The sequence below is a fragment of the [Enterobacter] lignolyticus SCF1 genome, assembly GCF_000164865.1.
In the GTDB taxonomy this organism is placed as follows: domain Bacteria; phylum Pseudomonadota; class Gammaproteobacteria; order Enterobacterales; family Enterobacteriaceae; genus Enterobacter_B; species Enterobacter_B lignolyticus.
The window spans coordinates 4,003,305-4,019,914 of sequence record NC_014618.1 but is presented as its reverse complement, the minus strand read 5'-3'; the positions used below and the strand labels follow the sequence as shown (position 1 = coordinate 4,019,914).

Sequence of the window (16,610 nt, the reverse complement as noted above, 5' to 3'; positions counted from 1 at the left end):
TTTAATTAATCAAATTTAATCTTGTAAAGATTGATGGCTTTCTTAAGAACTCTCCTGCATCGACTCGACTTAGGTTTGGTACCCGCTAGTTTTTCTTTTGGTAGAAATGAGAGAATTTCTATTGCTTGTTCTACATTGATAATTACCTTATTAGCCGGATTGATATATGTTGGGTAAATAATCAAGGTCTGATAAATAAGGTCCAGCAATGTTAATTTCCGAATCCGACGCTGGCAGTGGTGTATATCGTGGGTCAGTCCCCACCCGGCATAGAATGGCATGCCGTAGCAGTGAACCGCTTTACCATGAATAAGCGCCTCGAAGCCGCAGAGCGACGTCATGGTGTGAACTTCATCGACCTGCTGGATACACTCGATAATATCGGCATCCCGCACAATGATATCGGCCAGACAGCCCGCCGTTTCCTCGGGGATATGTCCGGGGCGGTTACCGGCCAGAACATCCGGATGCGGCTTATAGATAATGAACGCGTCCGGGTTTGCGCTGCGTGCGGTCTGCAGCAGGCTTAAGTTGGTGTTGACAGAAAAGGTGCCGGTCGCAATGGAGGCATCATTTTCGACCTGGCCTGGCACCAGCAGCACGCGTCTGCCAGCCGCTTCTGGCGGCAATCGCCAGCGGGCGCCGAGGTTGTATTTGCTGACTTTACTGGTGACTAATGTCTGCTGCAGAGCCCCGGCGCGTAGCCGTTGCGCGGGGGTAAGCTGCGAGTGGTTGAGCAGGTGCTCCAAATCGCTCGGTCGGGTCGCATCATAGTAAATACCGGTTTTATCGAGGACCAAAGAAAGCGGTGGCTGCAGGTCAGAACCTAACCCGGCGGAACGCAGGAAACCGTCCTCCATGCGCCATACCGGTATCCCCAGTTTTTCCGCTGACGGCTGCCAGCGTTTTTCGCCGTTCACTCCCCAGGCAATACAAACGCTGGCGTTTCCGGGATGTTTACTGAAAATTAACTGGTTGTCCGTCGTTTTCAGGAATGGCTTAATGATGCTGCCCTTCCAGAGCGTCATACCTGGCGCCCATAGCGCCCCCCGACGGATAATGTGATGCGCCCGCTGCAGTTTGAGGTGTTCCAGTACCCTGAACAGCGAGCAGGGCGTGCCGGTTTGCGGGTCCACATAGCGGGCATAGCGAAACCAGGCGGCGCTGACCAGATCCGACAGCGAGGCATTACCGCGTCTTTCGGCAAGCCGGGCGGCGAGCGGGTGCCTGTCATCCGTGAGCCCCCAGCCGGCATACCATGGCAGGCCAAAGCAGGTGACTTTTTTACCGGCAATAAGCGCCTCAAAACCATACTGCGACGTGACGGTATACACATGGCCGACGTGGCGCAACAGCGACTGGGGGCTGACATCCTGCGCCAGAAGCCGTACCTGCGACGAATCGGGAAGGACAGACAGATACCCCCGTTTTTTGCCGCACAAAACATCCGGATGCGTTTTCACCCAAATATCAGCGTCAGGGTGTTCCGCAATCGCCCGCGACAGCATGGCGGCAAACTGGCGCTCGGTTGCTCCTCCAAGGGTGACCGACACATCGCCCTGGGTCTGATCGACAACCAGGACGGTTTCTTTGCCGGTGGGGCTACCAGAGAAAGGGGGAGCATGGTTGTATTTTGACAGGTCGTTTTGTACCACCATGTCAATGGCCTGCAGGGTTCTGGCGGCAAATGCCGCATTTCCTGCGCTATCCTGAATCAGTTTTTCCAGCCGGCTGGCACGGCTGGCGTCATAATAAATTCCCAGGTCATCCGTCACGATGGAAAGCGGCGGGTCGCCATTTATGCCCAGCCCGAGAGAGCGAATAAAACCATCCTCAAGGCGAATCACCGGAAGCCCGGCCTTCTTTGCCAGCGCAATGGGGCGCTGCGACGTCGGGCGCTCGCCCCAGACCGCAATAGCCTGCAGGCCGCGGGCTTTTGCAGATAAGGAAGAAAGCCTGCGACAGGGCTGGCCCAGCAGCGCTTCCAGATGAGGGATCCGCCAGATCCCGGATGAAAATATCCCAATCATGACATCCTGCTTCCATGTTTGCTGACGGCATTTTTGCGCCGCCAGCCGTTCTCAATCAGAGTTCCAGAATGACTTTGGCCGCCACCGCCAGCTGGTACAAAATGGTGGAGAGACCGCGAGTGACTTCCAGGTTTTTGGTTTCGTATTTCGGCAGGACCATGATTTCGTCACCGGGTTTCACATCATCCACATCGCTGGCATCCACCGCGGAGCCATCCTGGTGAATGACGATGATTTTCGATTGCCCGGATTTCTGCGTCAGGCCGCCGCATTTTTCGATGTAGTCATCGACATCGAGCTTCTTCTCCCAGGAGATAGCATTGGGGAAAAGCACCGAGCCGTGGATCATGACCAGCGAGGTTTTTTCGGGGATCGTCACGACATCGCCATCCTCCAGAATCACGCTGTCGATATTGTTTTCGTTAAGTACGACCTGGCCTTTGGGGACAACGGTGCGGGCTTTGGCGACAAAACGGCTGACGAGCTGCGCCTCCTGGACGCGTAGCCGGGCTTCTTCCTGCGTTGCGGATTGTGAGGATAAAGAGGCCTCTTCCAGCTTTTGCAGCGAGGTGTTCAGCATCTCTTTTTGCCGTATGGCCACAGAGTGGCGATACAGCTGAATACTGTTGAGCTGGGACATGGTGTTCGGTCTTATCTGTGCCAGCACCTGCTTCATTGTTGAACCGTACGGCAGGACAATCGCGTGTTCGCCGGAGTGCGCGCCTTCAATACGGACCTGGATGGTGCCGGCATAGCGATCGGAGCTGATGATCAGCTTATCGCCATCCTGCAGCGTCTTTCCGGAGGCGCTGCTGAGGGGGTAGTACTCGGTGCGTTTCATCGCACCCTGTTGCCGGATGATGGTGAAATGCGTCGCGCCGGGTTTGGGCCGCGCCCAGGTGAGGGCCTCCCCGACCGAAATGGTGCTGTCCTGAAATTCAAAGTCGTAGCTGTTATAAACGTCGCCATCGACGCTGAAGGTGTATTGCCGCGGGCCGACCACAATGGTATCGCCATCGGCAAACTGCGACAGGCTCAGCGAGCCGTTCAGTAAAAAGTCATACAGGTTAACGTGGGAGCGCACCGATTTACCGCGTTTTACGGTGATGTCGACATAGCTGCCGCGTTCGCTGTCGACGCCGCCGGCTTTACTCAGATAAGAGAGCAGCGAGTCGGAGGCGACGCCGCCGTACAGCCCGGGGTTTCTGACATAGCCCGTCACGAAAACTTTTACCGGCTGGGCCTGCAGCAGGGAGGCGTATACGTTCACGTTCGACTGATAAACGTCTTTCACTTTGGCGGTGACCAGGCTGTTTAGCTGGCCGTTGCTGACGCCGTTAACCTTTAGCGGACCGACATTCGGCACAAAAATGTTGCCTTTCGGATCCACGGGCAGGGCGCCGTCAAAGTTGAACGCGCCCCACAGCCTTATCTGAATGGTATCGCCAAGCCCGATGACGTAATTGGGGTTAAAACCGATAGCGGCGCCGCTGTCCGTCATTGCGCCGGTGAACAGCTGCGCGCCGAACATACGGCTCATGACCGGGTCCGGGAGGGGCGGCGGGGTATTATCGAAACCGCTGCTGTCTGTCGTTTGCGCTTTGGCCGCGAGCAGCGTCGATAATCCTGCTGCGCCAGTAAGCTGTGGGTCGGCGGTAATTCCGACCGCCAGGCTCTGGCAGGAATGCAAAAGGGTAAGAACAAGAATCGATTTAACTAATTTCATAATAGGCTCTGTTAATGATGCTGGTGAGGCATCAGTCCTTATGATCTTCAATAATTGCGATCAATAATTTGGCGGTGCCAAAAAGCAGACAGCACACCAATAACCAACTGGCCAGAAGATACGGAATATCTGGAAATCTGGATTCTTGCGGTAATTGCGGCGAGCTGATGACGGATAACGTTTTTAACTTTCGCGCGCTTTCCAGACGGGTTTTCTCGATAGCCTGAAGTGCTAATGCGTAAAGGTCATTATCAAATTTTACCGTCGATTTAAGGTCTTCAAAATCGGCCGCCATACTGTTGAGTTTTTTCCCGTCAGGGGCAGTGATTTTATTTTGTTCAACATCAATTTGCGCCTGTAATGATTTGATGGCGTTTCTGGTACTGACCACCTGAGGCGCGTCCTCGCGTAAATACGTCAGCAGGTTGCGTAAATCGGCTTCCATTTCTATTTTTTTGCTGACCAGCGTATTGACCAGAGTGGTTGCCGCCTCGGCGGATGCCGCAGGATCAAGAACGTTATTGCTGTTCTGGTATGACAGCAGGCGGTTTTTACTGAGGTTCAGACGCTCTTTGGCCTGCTGTAGCTCGTCTTCGGCAAACTGCATCTGCTCGCGCGAGATTTTATGGGAGAGCTCGTTAATGAACCGCTCTGACTCCTTCAGGATTGTCTGGTTGAACACCTGGGCAAACTCAGGGGTAAAACCCTGCGTCTGGATAGTGAGCAGGCCGGTCTTTTCGTCGTAATCGACGGCCAGCCGCGCCCGGTAATACTCCAGATACCGTTCTGCGCTAATATCAGCCGGCAGGTGAAACAAAAAATCCCAGCCGCTTTGACCAAAGGCTCGATGGAAATCGAGTTTTTTATCCAGTATTTGCAGCATGTCCGGCGAGTTCATGTACTCTTTCAGGTACAGAGAATCCTCGGCGGAAGAGGGGTTCGAGGCGCCAAGCAGCAGGCCCACGTTCAGGCTGGAGGTGTCAAGATCGTTAGGGCGTTTGACGGCAACCTTTGACTCGCTGACAAAACGCGGCTGGCTGAAAATGATCAGATAGATGATGAGGAGGCTCATCGGTAAAGCGATAACGGCTTTCCACAAATGACGCTGGATATCAATATTCCGCACCTTCGTTGACGTCGCGACGTAGAATGCGATGCTTTTTCTGGAAAAAGTCTTACTGAGCAGACGTTGCTTAATATTCATGAGTTATTCAATAATATAAGTTAATAAATAAGGCGAATGAATTGCGGTGTGAGTTACGCCCGTTACCCCGCATGTTCACTGCGGCGCCCATAGCTGAATAACGCATGAAGTGTGATGGGAAATAGCATGTCATTCCTTTGCGATAAAATAACGTTTTCGTATTCGATGGTTTCCATTCCATGGATAATTACCATGAATAATAGCCATTCAACGTTGACGGGAATTTTTTAACACAGTTTATGTGCCTGCTCAATAGCCATAAAGGATGGCGTATTTATCTTTGGCGGATTGCATTTGAATTTTTTATGAAAGACGGGAGTCGGTGCGCGTAGATATATAAAAATGAACAATATTTAATATTGATGGGAATGGTTTTAATTTTTTTGTAATTAGTATTAAGTAATAATAAAGCGAATGGCTTTCGCCATTCGCCTGGGGGAGATTACTTCGCGATACGTTTGTACTTGATACGCTTCGGCTCCAGCGCGTCGGCGCCGAGGGTGCGTTTCTTATACTCTTCGTACTCGGTGAAGTTGCCTTCGAAGAACTCCACTTTACCTTCATCCTGGTAGTCGAGGATATGGGTGGCGATACGGTCGAGGAACCAACGGTCGTGCGAGATAACCATCGCGCAGCCCGGGAACTCCAGCAGGGCGTTTTCCAGCGCGCGCAGAGTTTCGATATCCAGGTCGTTGGTCGGTTCATCGAGCAGCAGCACGTTGCCGCCAACCTGCAGCAGTTTCGCCAGGTGCAGACGACCGCGCTCGCCGCCGGACAGCTCGCCCACGCGTTTGCCCTGGTCGGTGCCTTTGAAGTTAAAGCGGCCAACGTAGGCGCGACTCGGCATTTCGGTGTTGCCGATACGCATGATATCCAGACCGCCGGAGACTTCTTCCCACACGGTTTTGCTGTTATCCATCGCGTCGCGGAACTGATCAACGGAGGCCAGCTTCACGGTATCGCCCAGGGTGATAGAACCGCTGTCAGGCTGTTCCTGGCCGGACATCATACGGAACAGGGTCGATTTACCCGCGCCGTTTGGACCAATGATGCCGACAATCGCCCCTTTCGGTACGGAGAAGCTCAGGTCGTCAATCAGCAGGCGGTCGCCGTAAGACTTACGCAGGTTGCTGACCTCAACCACTTTATCCCCGAGGCGTGCGCCAGGCGGAATAAACAGTTCGTTGGTTTCGTTACGTTTCTGGTACTCGGTGCTGTTGAGCTCTTCAAAGCGCGCCAGACGGGCTTTGCCCTTGGACTGACGGCCTTTCGCGCCCTGACGAACCCACTCCAGCTCTTTCTCGATAGACTTGCGACGAGCCGCTTCAGCCGACGCTTCCTGCGCCAGACGCTGATCTTTCTGCTCCAGCCAGGAGGAGTAGTTACCTTCCCACGGAATGCCTTCGCCGCGGTCAAGCTCCAGGATCCAACCTGCTACGTTGTCGAGGAAGTAACGGTCGTGGGTAATCGCCACAACGGTGCCTTCGAAGTCGTGCAGGAAACGTTCCAGCCAGGCCACGGATTCCGCATCCAGGTGGTTGGTCGGTTCGTCGAGCAGCAGCATGTCCGGCTTTTCCAGCAGCAGACGGCACAGCGCCACGCGGCGGCGCTCACCACCGGAAAGATTCGCGATTTTCGCATCCCAGTCCGGCAGGCGCAGGGCATCAGCCGCGCGCTCCAGCTGTACGTTCAGGTTGTGACCGTCGTGGGCCTGGATTATCTCTTCAAACTTGCCCTGCTGTGCGGCGAGTTTGTCGAAGTCAGCGTCCGGTTCAGCGTACTTCGCGTACACTTCGTCCAGCCCCTTCAGCGCGTTAACCACTTCGGCAACCGCCTCTTCAACGGATTCACGAACGGTGTGCTCAGGGTTAAGCTGCGGCTCCTGCGGCAGGTAGCCAATTTTGATGCCTGGCTGCGGGCGCGCTTCGCCTTCGATATCGGTATCGATACCCGCCATGATGCGCAGCAGGGTGGATTTACCGGCGCCGTTCAGACCGAGAACGCCGATTTTTGCGCCAGGGAAGAAGCTCAGCGAAATATTTTTCAGGATATGACGTTTCGGCGGAACCACTTTGCCGACACGATGCATGGTATAAACGAATTGAGCCACGTTGGACTTCGCCTCTTTTATAGTAAAGAAATAGTATTCAGCTGCGAAGTGTAGCCTTTTTCATGCTGTAATCCCAGCGAGGCGATCGCAGTAACATTAAAGGTAAAAAAGTGTTCATGACGTGGCGCAATACGCAATGTCTGGTTAGCATAATTACCAGAAACAGTCTTTTACGCGGCACGATGCTGCATTGACGCATTTTGAAAGAGGAAGCGCTTGTGGAAAAAGCCCAACCCATGATGTGGCGTCTTCTGGCGGCCAGCGCCTGCCTGCTGACGGTCAGCTACGCAGTACATGCGGATTCACTGGATGAACAGCGCAGCCGCTATGCCCAGATTAAGCAGGCGTGGGATAACCGCCAGATGGACGTCGTCGACCAGCTGATGCCGACGCTGAAGAATTATCCGCTTTACCCGTACCTGGAGTACCGTCAGATAACCGACGATCTGATGAATGAGCCCGCCATTACCGTCAGCGAGTTCGTGCGCGCCAATCCGACGCTGCCGCCGGCGCGTACCCTGCAAAACCGCTTTGTGAACGAGCTGGCACGCCGGGAAGACTGGCGGGGGCTGCTGGCGTTTAGCCCAGAGAAGCCGGGCACCGCCGAGGCCCAGTGTAATTACTACTACGCGAAATACAGCACTGGCCTGACCCAGGACGCCTGGGCCGGGGCGAAAGATCTCTGGCTGACCGGCAAAAACCAGCCTGCGGCCTGCGATAAGCTCTTCAGCGCCTGGCGCTCATCGGGCGCGCAGGATCCGCTGGCTTATCTGGAGCGAATTCGCCTGGCGATGAAGGCCGGAAATACCGCTCTGGTCACCTCGCTTGCCGGGCAGATGCCCGCCAGCTACCAGGCTATCTCGTCAGCCATTGTGAGTCTGGCGAATAACCCCAACAGCGTGCTGAGCTTTGCGCAAAGCACCGGCGCGACCGATTTTACGCGGCAGATGGCGGCAGAAGCCTTTGAAAGCGTGGCGCGTCAGGACGTGGAGAATGCCCGCCTGATGCTGCCGATGCTGACGCAGGCGCAGAAGCTCAATGAGGATCAGACCCAGGCGCTGCGCGATATTGTCGCCTGGCGCTTAATGGGAACGGACGTCACGGACGAACAGGCCCGCTGGCGTGATGACGCGGTGATGCGCTCGCAGTCAACCTCGCTCGTGGAGCGCCGCGTGCGCATGGCGCTGGGCGAGGGCGATCGCCATGGCCTGAACACCTGGCTTGCCCGCCTGCCGATGGAGGCGAAAGAAAAGGACGAATGGCGCTACTGGCAGGCGGATCTGCTGCTGGAGCGCGGCCGTGACGATGAGGCGAAAAGCATTCTGCGCTCGCTGATGCAGCTGCGCGGTTTCTACCCGATGGTCGCGGCCCAGCGGTTGGGCGAGGACTACCCGGTGCGGGTGGAAAAACCGGAAGGAACCGTGGCTCCGCTGCTGGTCAGCGGCCCGGAAATGATGCGCGTGCGCGAGCTGATGTACTGGAATATGGATAACACCGCGCGCAGCGAATGGGCCAACCTGGTGACCAGCCGCACGCGCAATGAGCAGTCGCAGCTGGCGCGGTATGCCTACGATCAGGGCTGGTGGGATCTCAGCGTGCAGGCCACTATCGCCGGTAAGCTGTGGGATAACCTGCAGGAGCGTTTCCCGTTAGCCTATAAGGATCTGTTTGCCCACTACACCAGCGATAAGGGCTACGACAAGAGCTATGCGATGGCGATCGCCCGCCAGGAGAGCGCCTGGAACCCTAAAATTCGCTCCCCCGTCGGCGCCTCCGGGTTGATGCAGATAATGCCGGGAACCGCGACGCATACCGTGAAGATGTTCAACGTACCAGGCTACAGCAGCCCGAACCAGCTGCTCGACCCGGAAACCAATATCAATATCGGCACGCTGTACCTGCAGTACGTGTACCAGCAGTTCGGCAATAACCGCATTTATGCCTCGGCGGCCTATAACGCCGGGCCGGGACGCGTGCGCACCTGGCAGGGCAACAGCGCCGGACGCATTGATGCGGTGGCCTTTGTCGAGAGCATTCCGTTCTCGGAAACGCGGGGATACGTGAAAAACGTGCTGGCCTACGACGCCTACTATCGCTACTTCATGGGCGAGCAGCCGGTGATTCTGACAAAAGGCGAGTGGCAGCAGCGTTATTGATCCCTGTCCCCGTTTCGGCGGAGTATGTTATGCTTGTACTCGCAAAAGAGTACATCCGGCGGATGGCCCTGGCCATCCGCCCCAATATGGTGGCGTAACATGACTCAACAATCCCCTTATTCAGCGGCGCTTGCCGAACAGCGCAACCAGGAATGGCTTCGTTTCGTCGAGCTGCTGCGTAAAGCGTACGAGGCTGATTTACACTTGCCCCTGCTCAATCTGATGATGACGCCGGATGAGCGGGAGGCGCTCGGCACCCGCGTGCGGATTATCGAAGAGCTGCTGCGCGGCGAAATGAGCCAGCGCGAGCTGAAAAGCGAGCTCGGCGCGGGCATTGCGACCATCACCCGCGGTTCGAACAGCCTGAAATCGGCGCCCGTTGATCTGCGTCAGTGGCTGGAGCAGGCGCTGCCCGACACTCAGCGATAAACGGCGTTGTGAAACGGGCTAAGCGCCAGGATCACGGCCTGATAGTAGACGCTGCTGCGGGTCAGCTTCCCGGCCGTGAACACGCCGATGGCGCCTTCCTTACGGCCAATCTCGTCAATTCCCGTGTAGTGCGACATGACGGGGCCCAGCGCCTCGCCCTGGCGTACGCGTTCCAGAATCACCGCCGGGAGCGGTAGCGTCGCCGAGCGCGCTTCACCGCGCTGCTGGCGGCTTTCAATGACTACCCAGCTAAACGTGCTGTCATCGTCAATACCGGCTTCAATCGCCACCCAGAAGTCCGCATCAGGACGACTGGCGCGGGCGTTTGCTATGCGGTTACGTGCGCCAGCGCGCGTTTCCTCGCAGCCATTTGGCTGTTCCGGCACGCCGCTCTCGACGGCGATAGCCTCAATGTGGCAGGATCCTTCGCCGAAGATCTCGGCAAAAGCCTGCAGAATGGCCCGAATTTTCGCGGGATTAGTGGTAGCTGAGACAACTTGGTGCATAATCAAGACACTTAAGACAAAAAATCATCATCGCAGTATAACGGATAATTAGCATGTTACAGGTATACCTTGTTCGCCACGGTGAGACGCAGTGGAACGCCGAGCGACGTCTTCAGGGCCAGTCCGACAGTCCGCTGACCGAAAAAGGTGAGCAGCAGGCCTGGCAGGTGGGGGAGCGTGCCAGAACCCTGGGCATCACCCATATCATCGCAAGCGATCTTGGCCGTACGCGCCGTACTGCTGAGATTATCGCCGACGCCTGCGGCTGCGCCGTCGCCTTCGACGCGCGCCTGCGCGAGCTGCACATGGGCGTGCTGGAGAAGCGCCTGATCGATTCGTTAACCGAGCAGGAAGAGGGCTGGCGCCGGCAGCTGGTGAACGGCACGCCGGGCGGCCGTATTCCGCAGGGCGAGTCGATGCAGGAGCTGGCCGACCGTATGCACGCCGCGCTGGTGAGCTGCTTAAATCTGCCGCAGGGAAGCCGCCCGCTGCTGGTCAGCCACGGTATGGCGCTGGGGTGTCTGATGAGCACGATCCTGGGGTTGCCGGCATACGCGGAGCGTCGCCTGCGGTTACGCAACTGCTCGATTTCTCGTGTGGATTACCAGCAAAGCCCGTGGCTTGCGCCAGGCTGGGTGGTGGAGACCGCAGGGGACATCTCGCATCTGGACGCCCCTGCGCTGGATGAACTGCAGCGTTAACGACGAATCGGAATCAGGTACTCGCAGCGCAGCTGGATAGGCGGTTCCTGATTGATGGTCTCTTTATGCGGGAAGAAACGCTCGATATCCTGGCCCTTGCGACGGGTCAGGTTCAGCATTGGCATACAGGTGCCATAGACGGTCAGAATAAACTCCTGCAGCCCGGTGCCCAGCCCTTCGTAGGTGAACATCACGTACTCGCCGCCTTCCAGCGTCACGGGATGAGCATCCTGCAAATGGCCGTTGGCCATTTCCGGCGTCAGCGCAGTGGTGTACAGCACCTCCTGCTCGTCATCTCTGTCCAGATTCGGACGCGGTTCGTGCAGGCCGTACAGCATCGGTGGGATACTCGGCGAGTTGCCGAGGAATTCGCGCCAGAACTGGACGCGCATCTGTTGACGGAAATCGGAGATCTCTTCCAGCTTACAGGTATAGCTCTGAGTTACGCCGACCAGATGGGTTTCCGGAAGCATGACGAACTCATACTTCGGCATCGTGAATTCGCCCAGACGCAGCGGGGGACGCATACCGAACGCGCTCCAGTCAGGAGAGCGGCGATAAAGCGCTGGCGTCAGCGAGAACTGTTTCTTAAAGGCGCGAGTAAACGTCTGCTGCGAGTCGAAACGATACTGCAGGGCGATATCTAAAATCGGGCGCGCGGTTAAACGCAGCGCAACCGCTGATTTCGACAGTCGACGAGCGCGAATATAGGCACCAATCGCATGGCCAGTCACGTCTTTAAACATTCTCTGCAGGTGCCACTTGGAATAGCCTGCTTTTGCCGCCACGTTATCCAGTGACAGAGGCTGATCAAGGTGCCCTTCGAGCCAGCTTAGAAGATCGCGAATAATCCCAGCCTGATCCATATAAATGTCCTCATCCTTCTGCTGATGCCTGTTACTAGGTTAGCGGATAATAACATTTTTTGATGTTTTAGCATTCAGTGTTTTTTTTGCTCTAAAGTGCGATTTTACATGCTATTAAGTTATTATTTTTGTAAAGCTGTGATCTTTAAACATTTTCCGCTTCAATGGTGAATAATCGCTCAACGTCATTTTCAAAAATGGTAACAATATGAAATACAAGAGTTTAATTACCGGCCTCCTGTTGGCGATGGTCGGACAAGCGGCGCACGCTGAACAAATTGGCTCCGTCGATACGGTGTTCAAGATGATTGGTCCAGATCATAAGATCGTTGTCGAGGCTTTTGACGATCCGGATGTGAACAATGTGACCTGCTATATCAGCCGGGCGAAAACCGGCGGGATTAAGGGTGGTTTAGGGCTGGCGGAAGACACCTCCGATGCGGCCATTTCCTGCCAGCAGGTCGGCCCGATTGAGGTGAGCGATAAGATCAAAAACGGCAAAGCGCAGGGCGACGTGGTGTTCCAGAAGCGCACGTCTCTGGTGTTCAAAAAGCTGCAGGTGGTGCGGTTTTATGACGCCAAACGCAACGCGCTGGTGTACCTGACCTACTCGGATAAAGTGGTCGAAGGTTCGCCGAAAAACGCCATCAGCGCGGTGCCGATTATGCCGTGGAGTAAGTAAACGTCGCGCGGGAAGCCGCACGGCGTCTGCCGCAGCGGGAGGGTAGCCTGCTGCGGCTCGCATTTCTCTTTCGACGAGCTTGTCAGCCCCAGTCTTCCTCATTAGTGTGTGGTGACCGTTGTGTTGTCGACCGAGGCTGGATTGATGCAGATTGAACCCTTACCGCCCCTCAATACCCTGATAGCCTTTGAGTGTGTCGCCCGCTACGGCAATATTTCGCGCGCGGCGGAGGAGCTCAATCTTACCCAAAGCGCCACCAGCCGCCAGATTCTGCAGCTAGAGGAGATGCTGGGATGTAAGCTCTTTACCCGCACGCAGCGGCGCGTGCTGCTCACTCCCAGGGGCGAGGCCTATGCCGCCCGGGTGCGTCAGCAGCTGGCGGCGCTGTCGCACGCCACCGCGGAGGTAATGGGCTGGACGGGGCTGCCGCAGGTGACTATCGCCTGCACCAGCGCCATGAGCTCGCTCTGGCTGTCCTCGCGGCTCTCCTCCCTGCACCGCGAGTTGCCCGAGCTGCAGATTCGCATGAAAATCTCCGACAGCTTCGCCGATCTCCGGTCCTCTGAATTCGACCTGGCGATTTTCTATCTGCGCGATGTGCCGCGCGGGTTTCACGCCACCGCGCTGTTCGATGAAATCTGCTACCCCATGTGCGCGCCCGCGTTTTTGCCCCGTATTGATACCCACGCGCCCGCTGAGGCGCTGCTGCAGCATACGCTGCTGATTCAGGACGATCCGCAGCGGGAGTGGACAGGCTGGAGCGACTGGTTTGCCTCGCAAAACGTCCTTAGCTTTGTCCCGCGTCAGACCTGGCGGGCGAATAACTATCCTTTCCTGGTGCAAACCGCGCTGCGCGGCGACGGGATATTACTCGGTTGGGAAGGGCTGGTGCAGGATTATCTCAATCGGGGGGAGCTGGTGGCGGCGCACCCTGGCAAGCTGGCGGCCGACGGGAAATGCTATCTGCTGATACCCGAAGATCGCTATATCAAGCCGGTTGTCCGTCGCGTAATGACCTGGCTTGAGAAGCAAGATCCTACTGATATAAACATCGCGTGAGTGTGAATAGCCGCGGAGGATTATTTTATCCGGCGCGGCAGTACCAGTGAATTATCTATTTATGGCTGAGGTCATAACCTTTTCTTATATAAATCCCGGGGTAGAATAAAAATAAATAATTCCTCGTATTATTTACGGGTATCCAGCGGGGGTAATTTATTTTTCATAACCCCGCGTCGACGATAAGAAGTATGCATACCGATTAGCGTAAAAATTAGCCACATGGATTGCGATATTACTGATGCCAAATTAAAGTCGTGGCTCAATGAGTATAACCCACCGAGGCAGCCTGCAATGTTCAGGCATGCGTAGCTATTTGAATCTATAGATAGTTTTCTCATCTGGACTAGCGCGTACGCCAGCAAGTAGCAAAATACGCCAATTAATCCTACAAGGGTATGCAGTTCCACATTGTTGTTTCCTGGTGTGACTCCGTGATCGGGAAATTAGCTTTTTTGTTGATGTTCTGCTGCGCGTTTTTCGCATAGTCTGATACGAAAAACTCATACATCAGGATTTATTGGTTTTGATATAAATCATAAATAGTCGTGCTATGGCATCTAACGAATGGTCAGACAGATAAATAACAACGGAGAAAAATAAATGAAAGACGAGCATTCAGATTTTAAAAAATACCTGCAAGGCGTGAACATGAGTCGCCGTTCATTTATCAATACCGCGGCGCTGATCGGCGCGGGGACGGCGCTATCGCTCTCGCCGTTAGCCGGTTTTGCCGCCGAGGCGACGCCGAAGAAGGGCGGCGTGCTGAAGCTCGGTATGTCAGGCGGCAACACCAGCGACTCGCTGGACCCAACGCTGTTCAGCGACTGGGTGCCGCTGAATCAGGCCTATATGCTGATGAACGGCCTGGTGGAAATCGATGAGAACAACCAGGCCACGCCGGAGCTGCTGGAAAGTTGGGAGGCGAAACCCGGCGCACAGGAGTGGACCTTCAAGGTGCGCCAGGGCGTCACCTTCCATAATGGCAAACCGCTGACCGTGGAGGATATTCTCTATTCTATCAACCTGCACCGGGGAGAGCAGTCGCGAAGCGCCATCAAAACCCAGCTCGCCAGCATCAAAGAGCTGAAAAAAAGCGGCGACAGTGAAATTAGCATTGTGCTGGACAGCGGCAATGCCGATTTACCGTTCCTGCTGGCGGATTACCATCTGGTGGTCGTGCCGGACGGTTTTACCAACTGGAAACAGCCGATCGGCACCGGCGGTTTTGTCTTCGATCAGTACCAGCCCGGCGTGCGCTCTTATTTTAAACGCAACCCCAACTACTGGAAACCGAACCGCGCGTTTGTCGACGCGGTAGAGGTGCTGGTCATCAACGACGCCACCGCGCGCACCAACGCCCTGATTTCCGGCCAGGTGCACGCCATCAACCGGGTGGACTTCAAAACGGTGGATTTCCTCAAGCGCAGCCCGGCGCTGAATATCGTACGTTCTTCCGGCGGCCAGCACTTTACGTTCCTGATGGACTGTCGGGTCGCGCCGTTTAACAACAACGACGTGCGCATGGCGATTAAGTACGGCATCGATCGCGAAAAGCTGCTGGCGACCGTGCTGCGCGGCTACGGCGCGTTAGGCAACGACCATCCGATTCCAAAAACCGATCGCTTCTTCAACAAGGCGCTGCCGCAGCGCGCGTACGACCCGGACAAAGCCAAATTTTACCTGCAAAAAGCGGGGCTGAGCACGCTTCCCGTTGAGCTCTCTTCTTCCGACGCCGCGTTCGCCGGGGCGCTGGATGCGGCGGCGCTGTTCCAGGGGCAAGCCGCGGCGGCCGGGATCCAGGTCAATATCAAACGCCAGCCTGCCGACAGCTACTGGGATGACGTCTGGATGAAGGCGCCGTTCAGCATGGGGTACTGGGGCGGCCGCCCGACGGCCGATCAGATGTTCTCCACCGCCTGGCAGTCGACGGCGAAATGGAACGACGCCCACTGGAAAAATGAAAAGTTCGACAGCCTGCTGCTCCAGGCGCGGTCGCTGCTGGACGACCAGAAGCGGGCGGAAATTTACGGCGAGCTGCAAAGCATTGCGCGCGACGACGCCGGGTCGATGGTGCCGCTGTTCGGCGACTACCTGGACGCTGCCAGCAATAAACTGGGCGGCGTGAAGCCGCACCCGCTGTTCAACTTTATGGGCGGCCGTCTGGCTGAACGCGTCTGGCTGGAGTCGTAATGAAAAAACAGATCCTTCACCGCCTGCTGCTGGGCATCCTCACGTTATGGCTGGTATCGGTGCTGATCTTCGTCGGCACTGAGCTGCTGCCGGGCGACGTGGCGAGCGCCATTCTCGGCCAAAACGGCACCCCGGAAACGGTCGCTGCCCTGCGTTTGCAGCTCGGTCTCGATCAGCCGGCGGTTTACCGCTATCTGCACTGGTTGTCCGGGGTGCTGCACGGGGATTTAGGCACGTCGCTGGCGAACAACCAGCCGATCGGCGCCGAGCTGTTCCCCCGCCTGGCGAACACCCTGTTTCTGGCGATTTACGCTGCGGTGATTGCCATTCCGCTGGCGGTGCTGCTGGGGATAGCCTCGGCGGTGTGGCGCGGTTCCTGGTTTGACCGGCTGGCGAACACGCTGACTCTCCTGAGCATTTCGGTGCCGGAATTCTTTGTCGGCTATGTGCTGGTTATCTTTTTCGCCATCCGGCTGGCCTGGTTTCCGAGCCTGGCGCTGGTGGACCCCGATGCCAGCATCGCGCAGCGGCTGTACGCCTGCACGCTGCCGATGCTGACGCTGGTGCTGGTGGTGCTGGCGCATATGCTGCGCATGACCCGGGCCTCCGTCGGGGCGGTAATGTCCAGCAGCTACATCGAAACGGCGCTGCTGAAAGGGCTGTCCCGCTGGCGCATTGTGCTGGGACACGCGCTGCCTAACGCGCTGGCGCCCATTATCAACGTTGTCGCCTTCAACCTTGCCTACCTGGTGGTGGGCGTGATTCTGGTGGAGGTGGTGTTCGTTTATCCGGGAATAGGTCAGCTGATGGTGGACGCCGTGACTAAACGCGATTTACCGGTGGTGCAGGCGTGCGGGCTGCTGTTTGGCGGAACCTACATTCTGCTCAACACTGCCGCCGATCTGCTGGCCATCTGGTGTAACCCACGCCTGCGACACGCGAGGTAAG

General features: G+C 56.4%; 14 protein-coding genes. 7 read left to right on the top strand and 7 right to left on the bottom strand.

All coding sequences use genetic code 11. The annotated features are described in order from the left end of the window. Nucleotides 1-5: 5 nt before the first annotated feature. The 4 genes from ENTCL_RS18650 to ettA all read right to left on the bottom strand — a co-directional run bounded on the left by ENTCL_RS18650 (nt 6) and on the right by ettA (nt 7,070). A complete protein-coding gene (locus tag ENTCL_RS18650; protein ID WP_013367700.1) occupies nt 6-2,030 on the bottom strand; it encodes a capsular polysaccharide biosynthesis protein in 2,025 nt (674 codons plus the stop codon). 55 nt (nt 2,031-2,085) lie between these two features. Beyond that, nucleotides 2,086-3,756 (bottom strand): polysaccharide biosynthesis/export family protein, encoded by a 1,671-nt coding sequence (locus tag ENTCL_RS18645; protein ID WP_013367699.1) that lies wholly within the window; start codon nt 3,754-3,756, stop codon nt 2,086-2,088. 31 nt (nt 3,757-3,787) lie between these two features. Continuing rightward, nucleotides 3,788-4,960, bottom strand: coding sequence for a capsule polysaccharide transporter (locus tag ENTCL_RS18640; protein WP_013367698.1), 1,173 nt, complete (start codon nt 4,958-4,960; stop codon nt 3,788-3,790). A gap of 442 nt (nt 4,961-5,402) precedes the next feature. Beyond that, nucleotides 5,403-7,070 carry an energy-dependent translational throttle protein EttA gene (gene ettA / locus ENTCL_RS18635; RefSeq protein ID WP_013367697.1) on the bottom strand — a complete coding sequence of 556 codons (1,668 nt, stop codon included), beginning with the start codon at nt 7,068-7,070 and terminating at the stop codon, nt 5,403-5,405. 218 nt (nt 7,071-7,288) lie between these two features. Here ettA and sltY point away from each other — a divergent pair, with 218 nt between their 5' ends. Next, a complete protein-coding gene (gene sltY, locus ENTCL_RS18630; RefSeq protein ID WP_013367696.1) occupies nt 7,289-9,226 on the top strand; it encodes a murein transglycosylase in 1,938 nt (645 codons plus the stop codon). A 99-nt stretch (nt 9,227-9,325) separates the two neighbouring features. Further along, complete coding sequence (gene trpR / locus ENTCL_RS18625) at nt 9,326-9,655, top strand: trp operon repressor (RefSeq protein ID WP_013367695.1); 330 nt, start codon at nt 9,326-9,328, stop codon at nt 9,653-9,655. Here the strand turns inward: trpR and yjjX are convergent. Then, nucleotides 9,646-10,161, bottom strand: a complete 516-nt coding sequence (yjjX, locus tag ENTCL_RS18620; protein WP_013367694.1) for an inosine/xanthosine triphosphatase — start codon at nt 10,159-10,161, stop codon at nt 9,646-9,648. The genes trpR and yjjX overlap by 10 nt on opposite strands. 53 nt (nt 10,162-10,214) lie before the next feature. On the opposite strand from yjjX, the gene gpmB reads away from it, so the two are divergent. Continuing rightward, entirely contained in the window at nt 10,215-10,862 is a 648-nt protein-coding gene (gpmB, locus tag ENTCL_RS18615; protein ID WP_013367693.1) for a 2,3-diphosphoglycerate-dependent phosphoglycerate mutase GpmB, read from the top strand. Here gpmB and robA read toward each other — a convergent pair. Then, nucleotides 10,859-11,728, bottom strand: coding sequence for an MDR efflux pump AcrAB transcriptional activator RobA (gene robA / locus ENTCL_RS18610; protein WP_013367692.1), 870 nt, complete (start codon nt 11,726-11,728; stop codon nt 10,859-10,861). The genes gpmB and robA overlap by 4 nt on opposite strands. Nucleotides 11,729-11,936: 208 nt before the next feature. Between robA and creA the strand changes: the two genes are divergently transcribed. Continuing rightward, a complete protein-coding gene (gene creA / locus ENTCL_RS18605) occupies nt 11,937-12,410 on the top strand; it encodes a protein CreA (protein ID WP_013367691.1) in 474 nt (157 codons plus the stop codon). A 144-nt stretch (nt 12,411-12,554) separates the two neighbouring features. Then, nucleotides 12,555-13,469 (top strand): LysR substrate-binding domain-containing protein, encoded by a 915-nt coding sequence (locus ENTCL_RS18600; RefSeq protein WP_013367690.1) that lies wholly within the window; start codon nt 12,555-12,557, stop codon nt 13,467-13,469. Nucleotides 13,470-13,597: 128 nt separating this feature from the next. On the opposite strand, the gene ENTCL_RS23975 is transcribed toward ENTCL_RS18600, so the two are convergent. Beyond that, nucleotides 13,598-13,879 carry a CBU_0592 family membrane protein gene (locus tag ENTCL_RS23975; RefSeq protein WP_013367689.1) on the bottom strand — a complete coding sequence of 94 codons (282 nt, stop codon included), beginning with the start codon at nt 13,877-13,879 and terminating at the stop codon, nt 13,598-13,600. Between the two features lie 193 nt (nt 13,880-14,072). Here ENTCL_RS23975 and ENTCL_RS18595 point away from each other — a divergent pair, with 193 nt between their 5' ends. Next, nucleotides 14,073-15,662: an ABC transporter substrate-binding protein gene (locus tag ENTCL_RS18595; RefSeq protein WP_013367688.1), complete on the top strand. Its 1,590-nt coding sequence runs from the start codon at nt 14,073-14,075 to the stop codon at nt 15,660-15,662. Further along, entirely contained in the window at nt 15,662-16,609 is a 948-nt protein-coding gene (locus ENTCL_RS18590) for an ABC transporter permease (protein ID WP_013367687.1), read from the top strand. The genes ENTCL_RS18595 and ENTCL_RS18590 overlap by 1 nt, the downstream gene beginning before the upstream one ends. The last annotated feature ends 1 nt before the right edge of the window (nt 16,610 follow it).

Coding starts and splice junctions, on each gene's coding strand:
- ENTCL_RS18650 (WP_013367700.1), bottom strand. CDS start 2,030: ATGATTGGGATATTTTCATCCGGGATCTGGCGGATCCCTCATCTGGAA.
- ENTCL_RS18645 (WP_013367699.1), bottom strand. CDS start 3,756: ATGAAATTAGTTAAATCGATTCTTGTTCTTACCCTTTTGCATTCCTGC.
- ENTCL_RS18640 (WP_013367698.1), bottom strand. CDS start 4,960: ATGAATATTAAGCAACGTCTGCTCAGTAAGACTTTTTCCAGAAAAAGC.
- trpR (WP_013367695.1), top strand. CDS start 9,326: ATGACTCAACAATCCCCTTATTCAGCGGCGCTTGCCGAACAGCGCAAC.
- yjjX (WP_013367694.1), bottom strand. CDS start 10,161: ATGCACCAAGTTGTCTCAGCTACCACTAATCCCGCGAAAATTCGGGCC.
- gpmB (WP_013367693.1), top strand. CDS start 10,215: ATGTTACAGGTATACCTTGTTCGCCACGGTGAGACGCAGTGGAACGCC.
- robA (WP_013367692.1), bottom strand. CDS start 11,728: ATGGATCAGGCTGGGATTATTCGCGATCTTCTAAGCTGGCTCGAAGGG.
- creA (WP_013367691.1), top strand. CDS start 11,937: ATGAAATACAAGAGTTTAATTACCGGCCTCCTGTTGGCGATGGTCGGA.
- ENTCL_RS18600 (WP_013367690.1), top strand. CDS start 12,555: ATGCAGATTGAACCCTTACCGCCCCTCAATACCCTGATAGCCTTTGAG.
- ENTCL_RS18595 (WP_013367688.1), top strand. CDS start 14,073: ATGAAAGACGAGCATTCAGATTTTAAAAAATACCTGCAAGGCGTGAAC.
- ENTCL_RS18590 (WP_013367687.1), top strand. CDS start 15,662: ATGAAAAAACAGATCCTTCACCGCCTGCTGCTGGGCATCCTCACGTTA.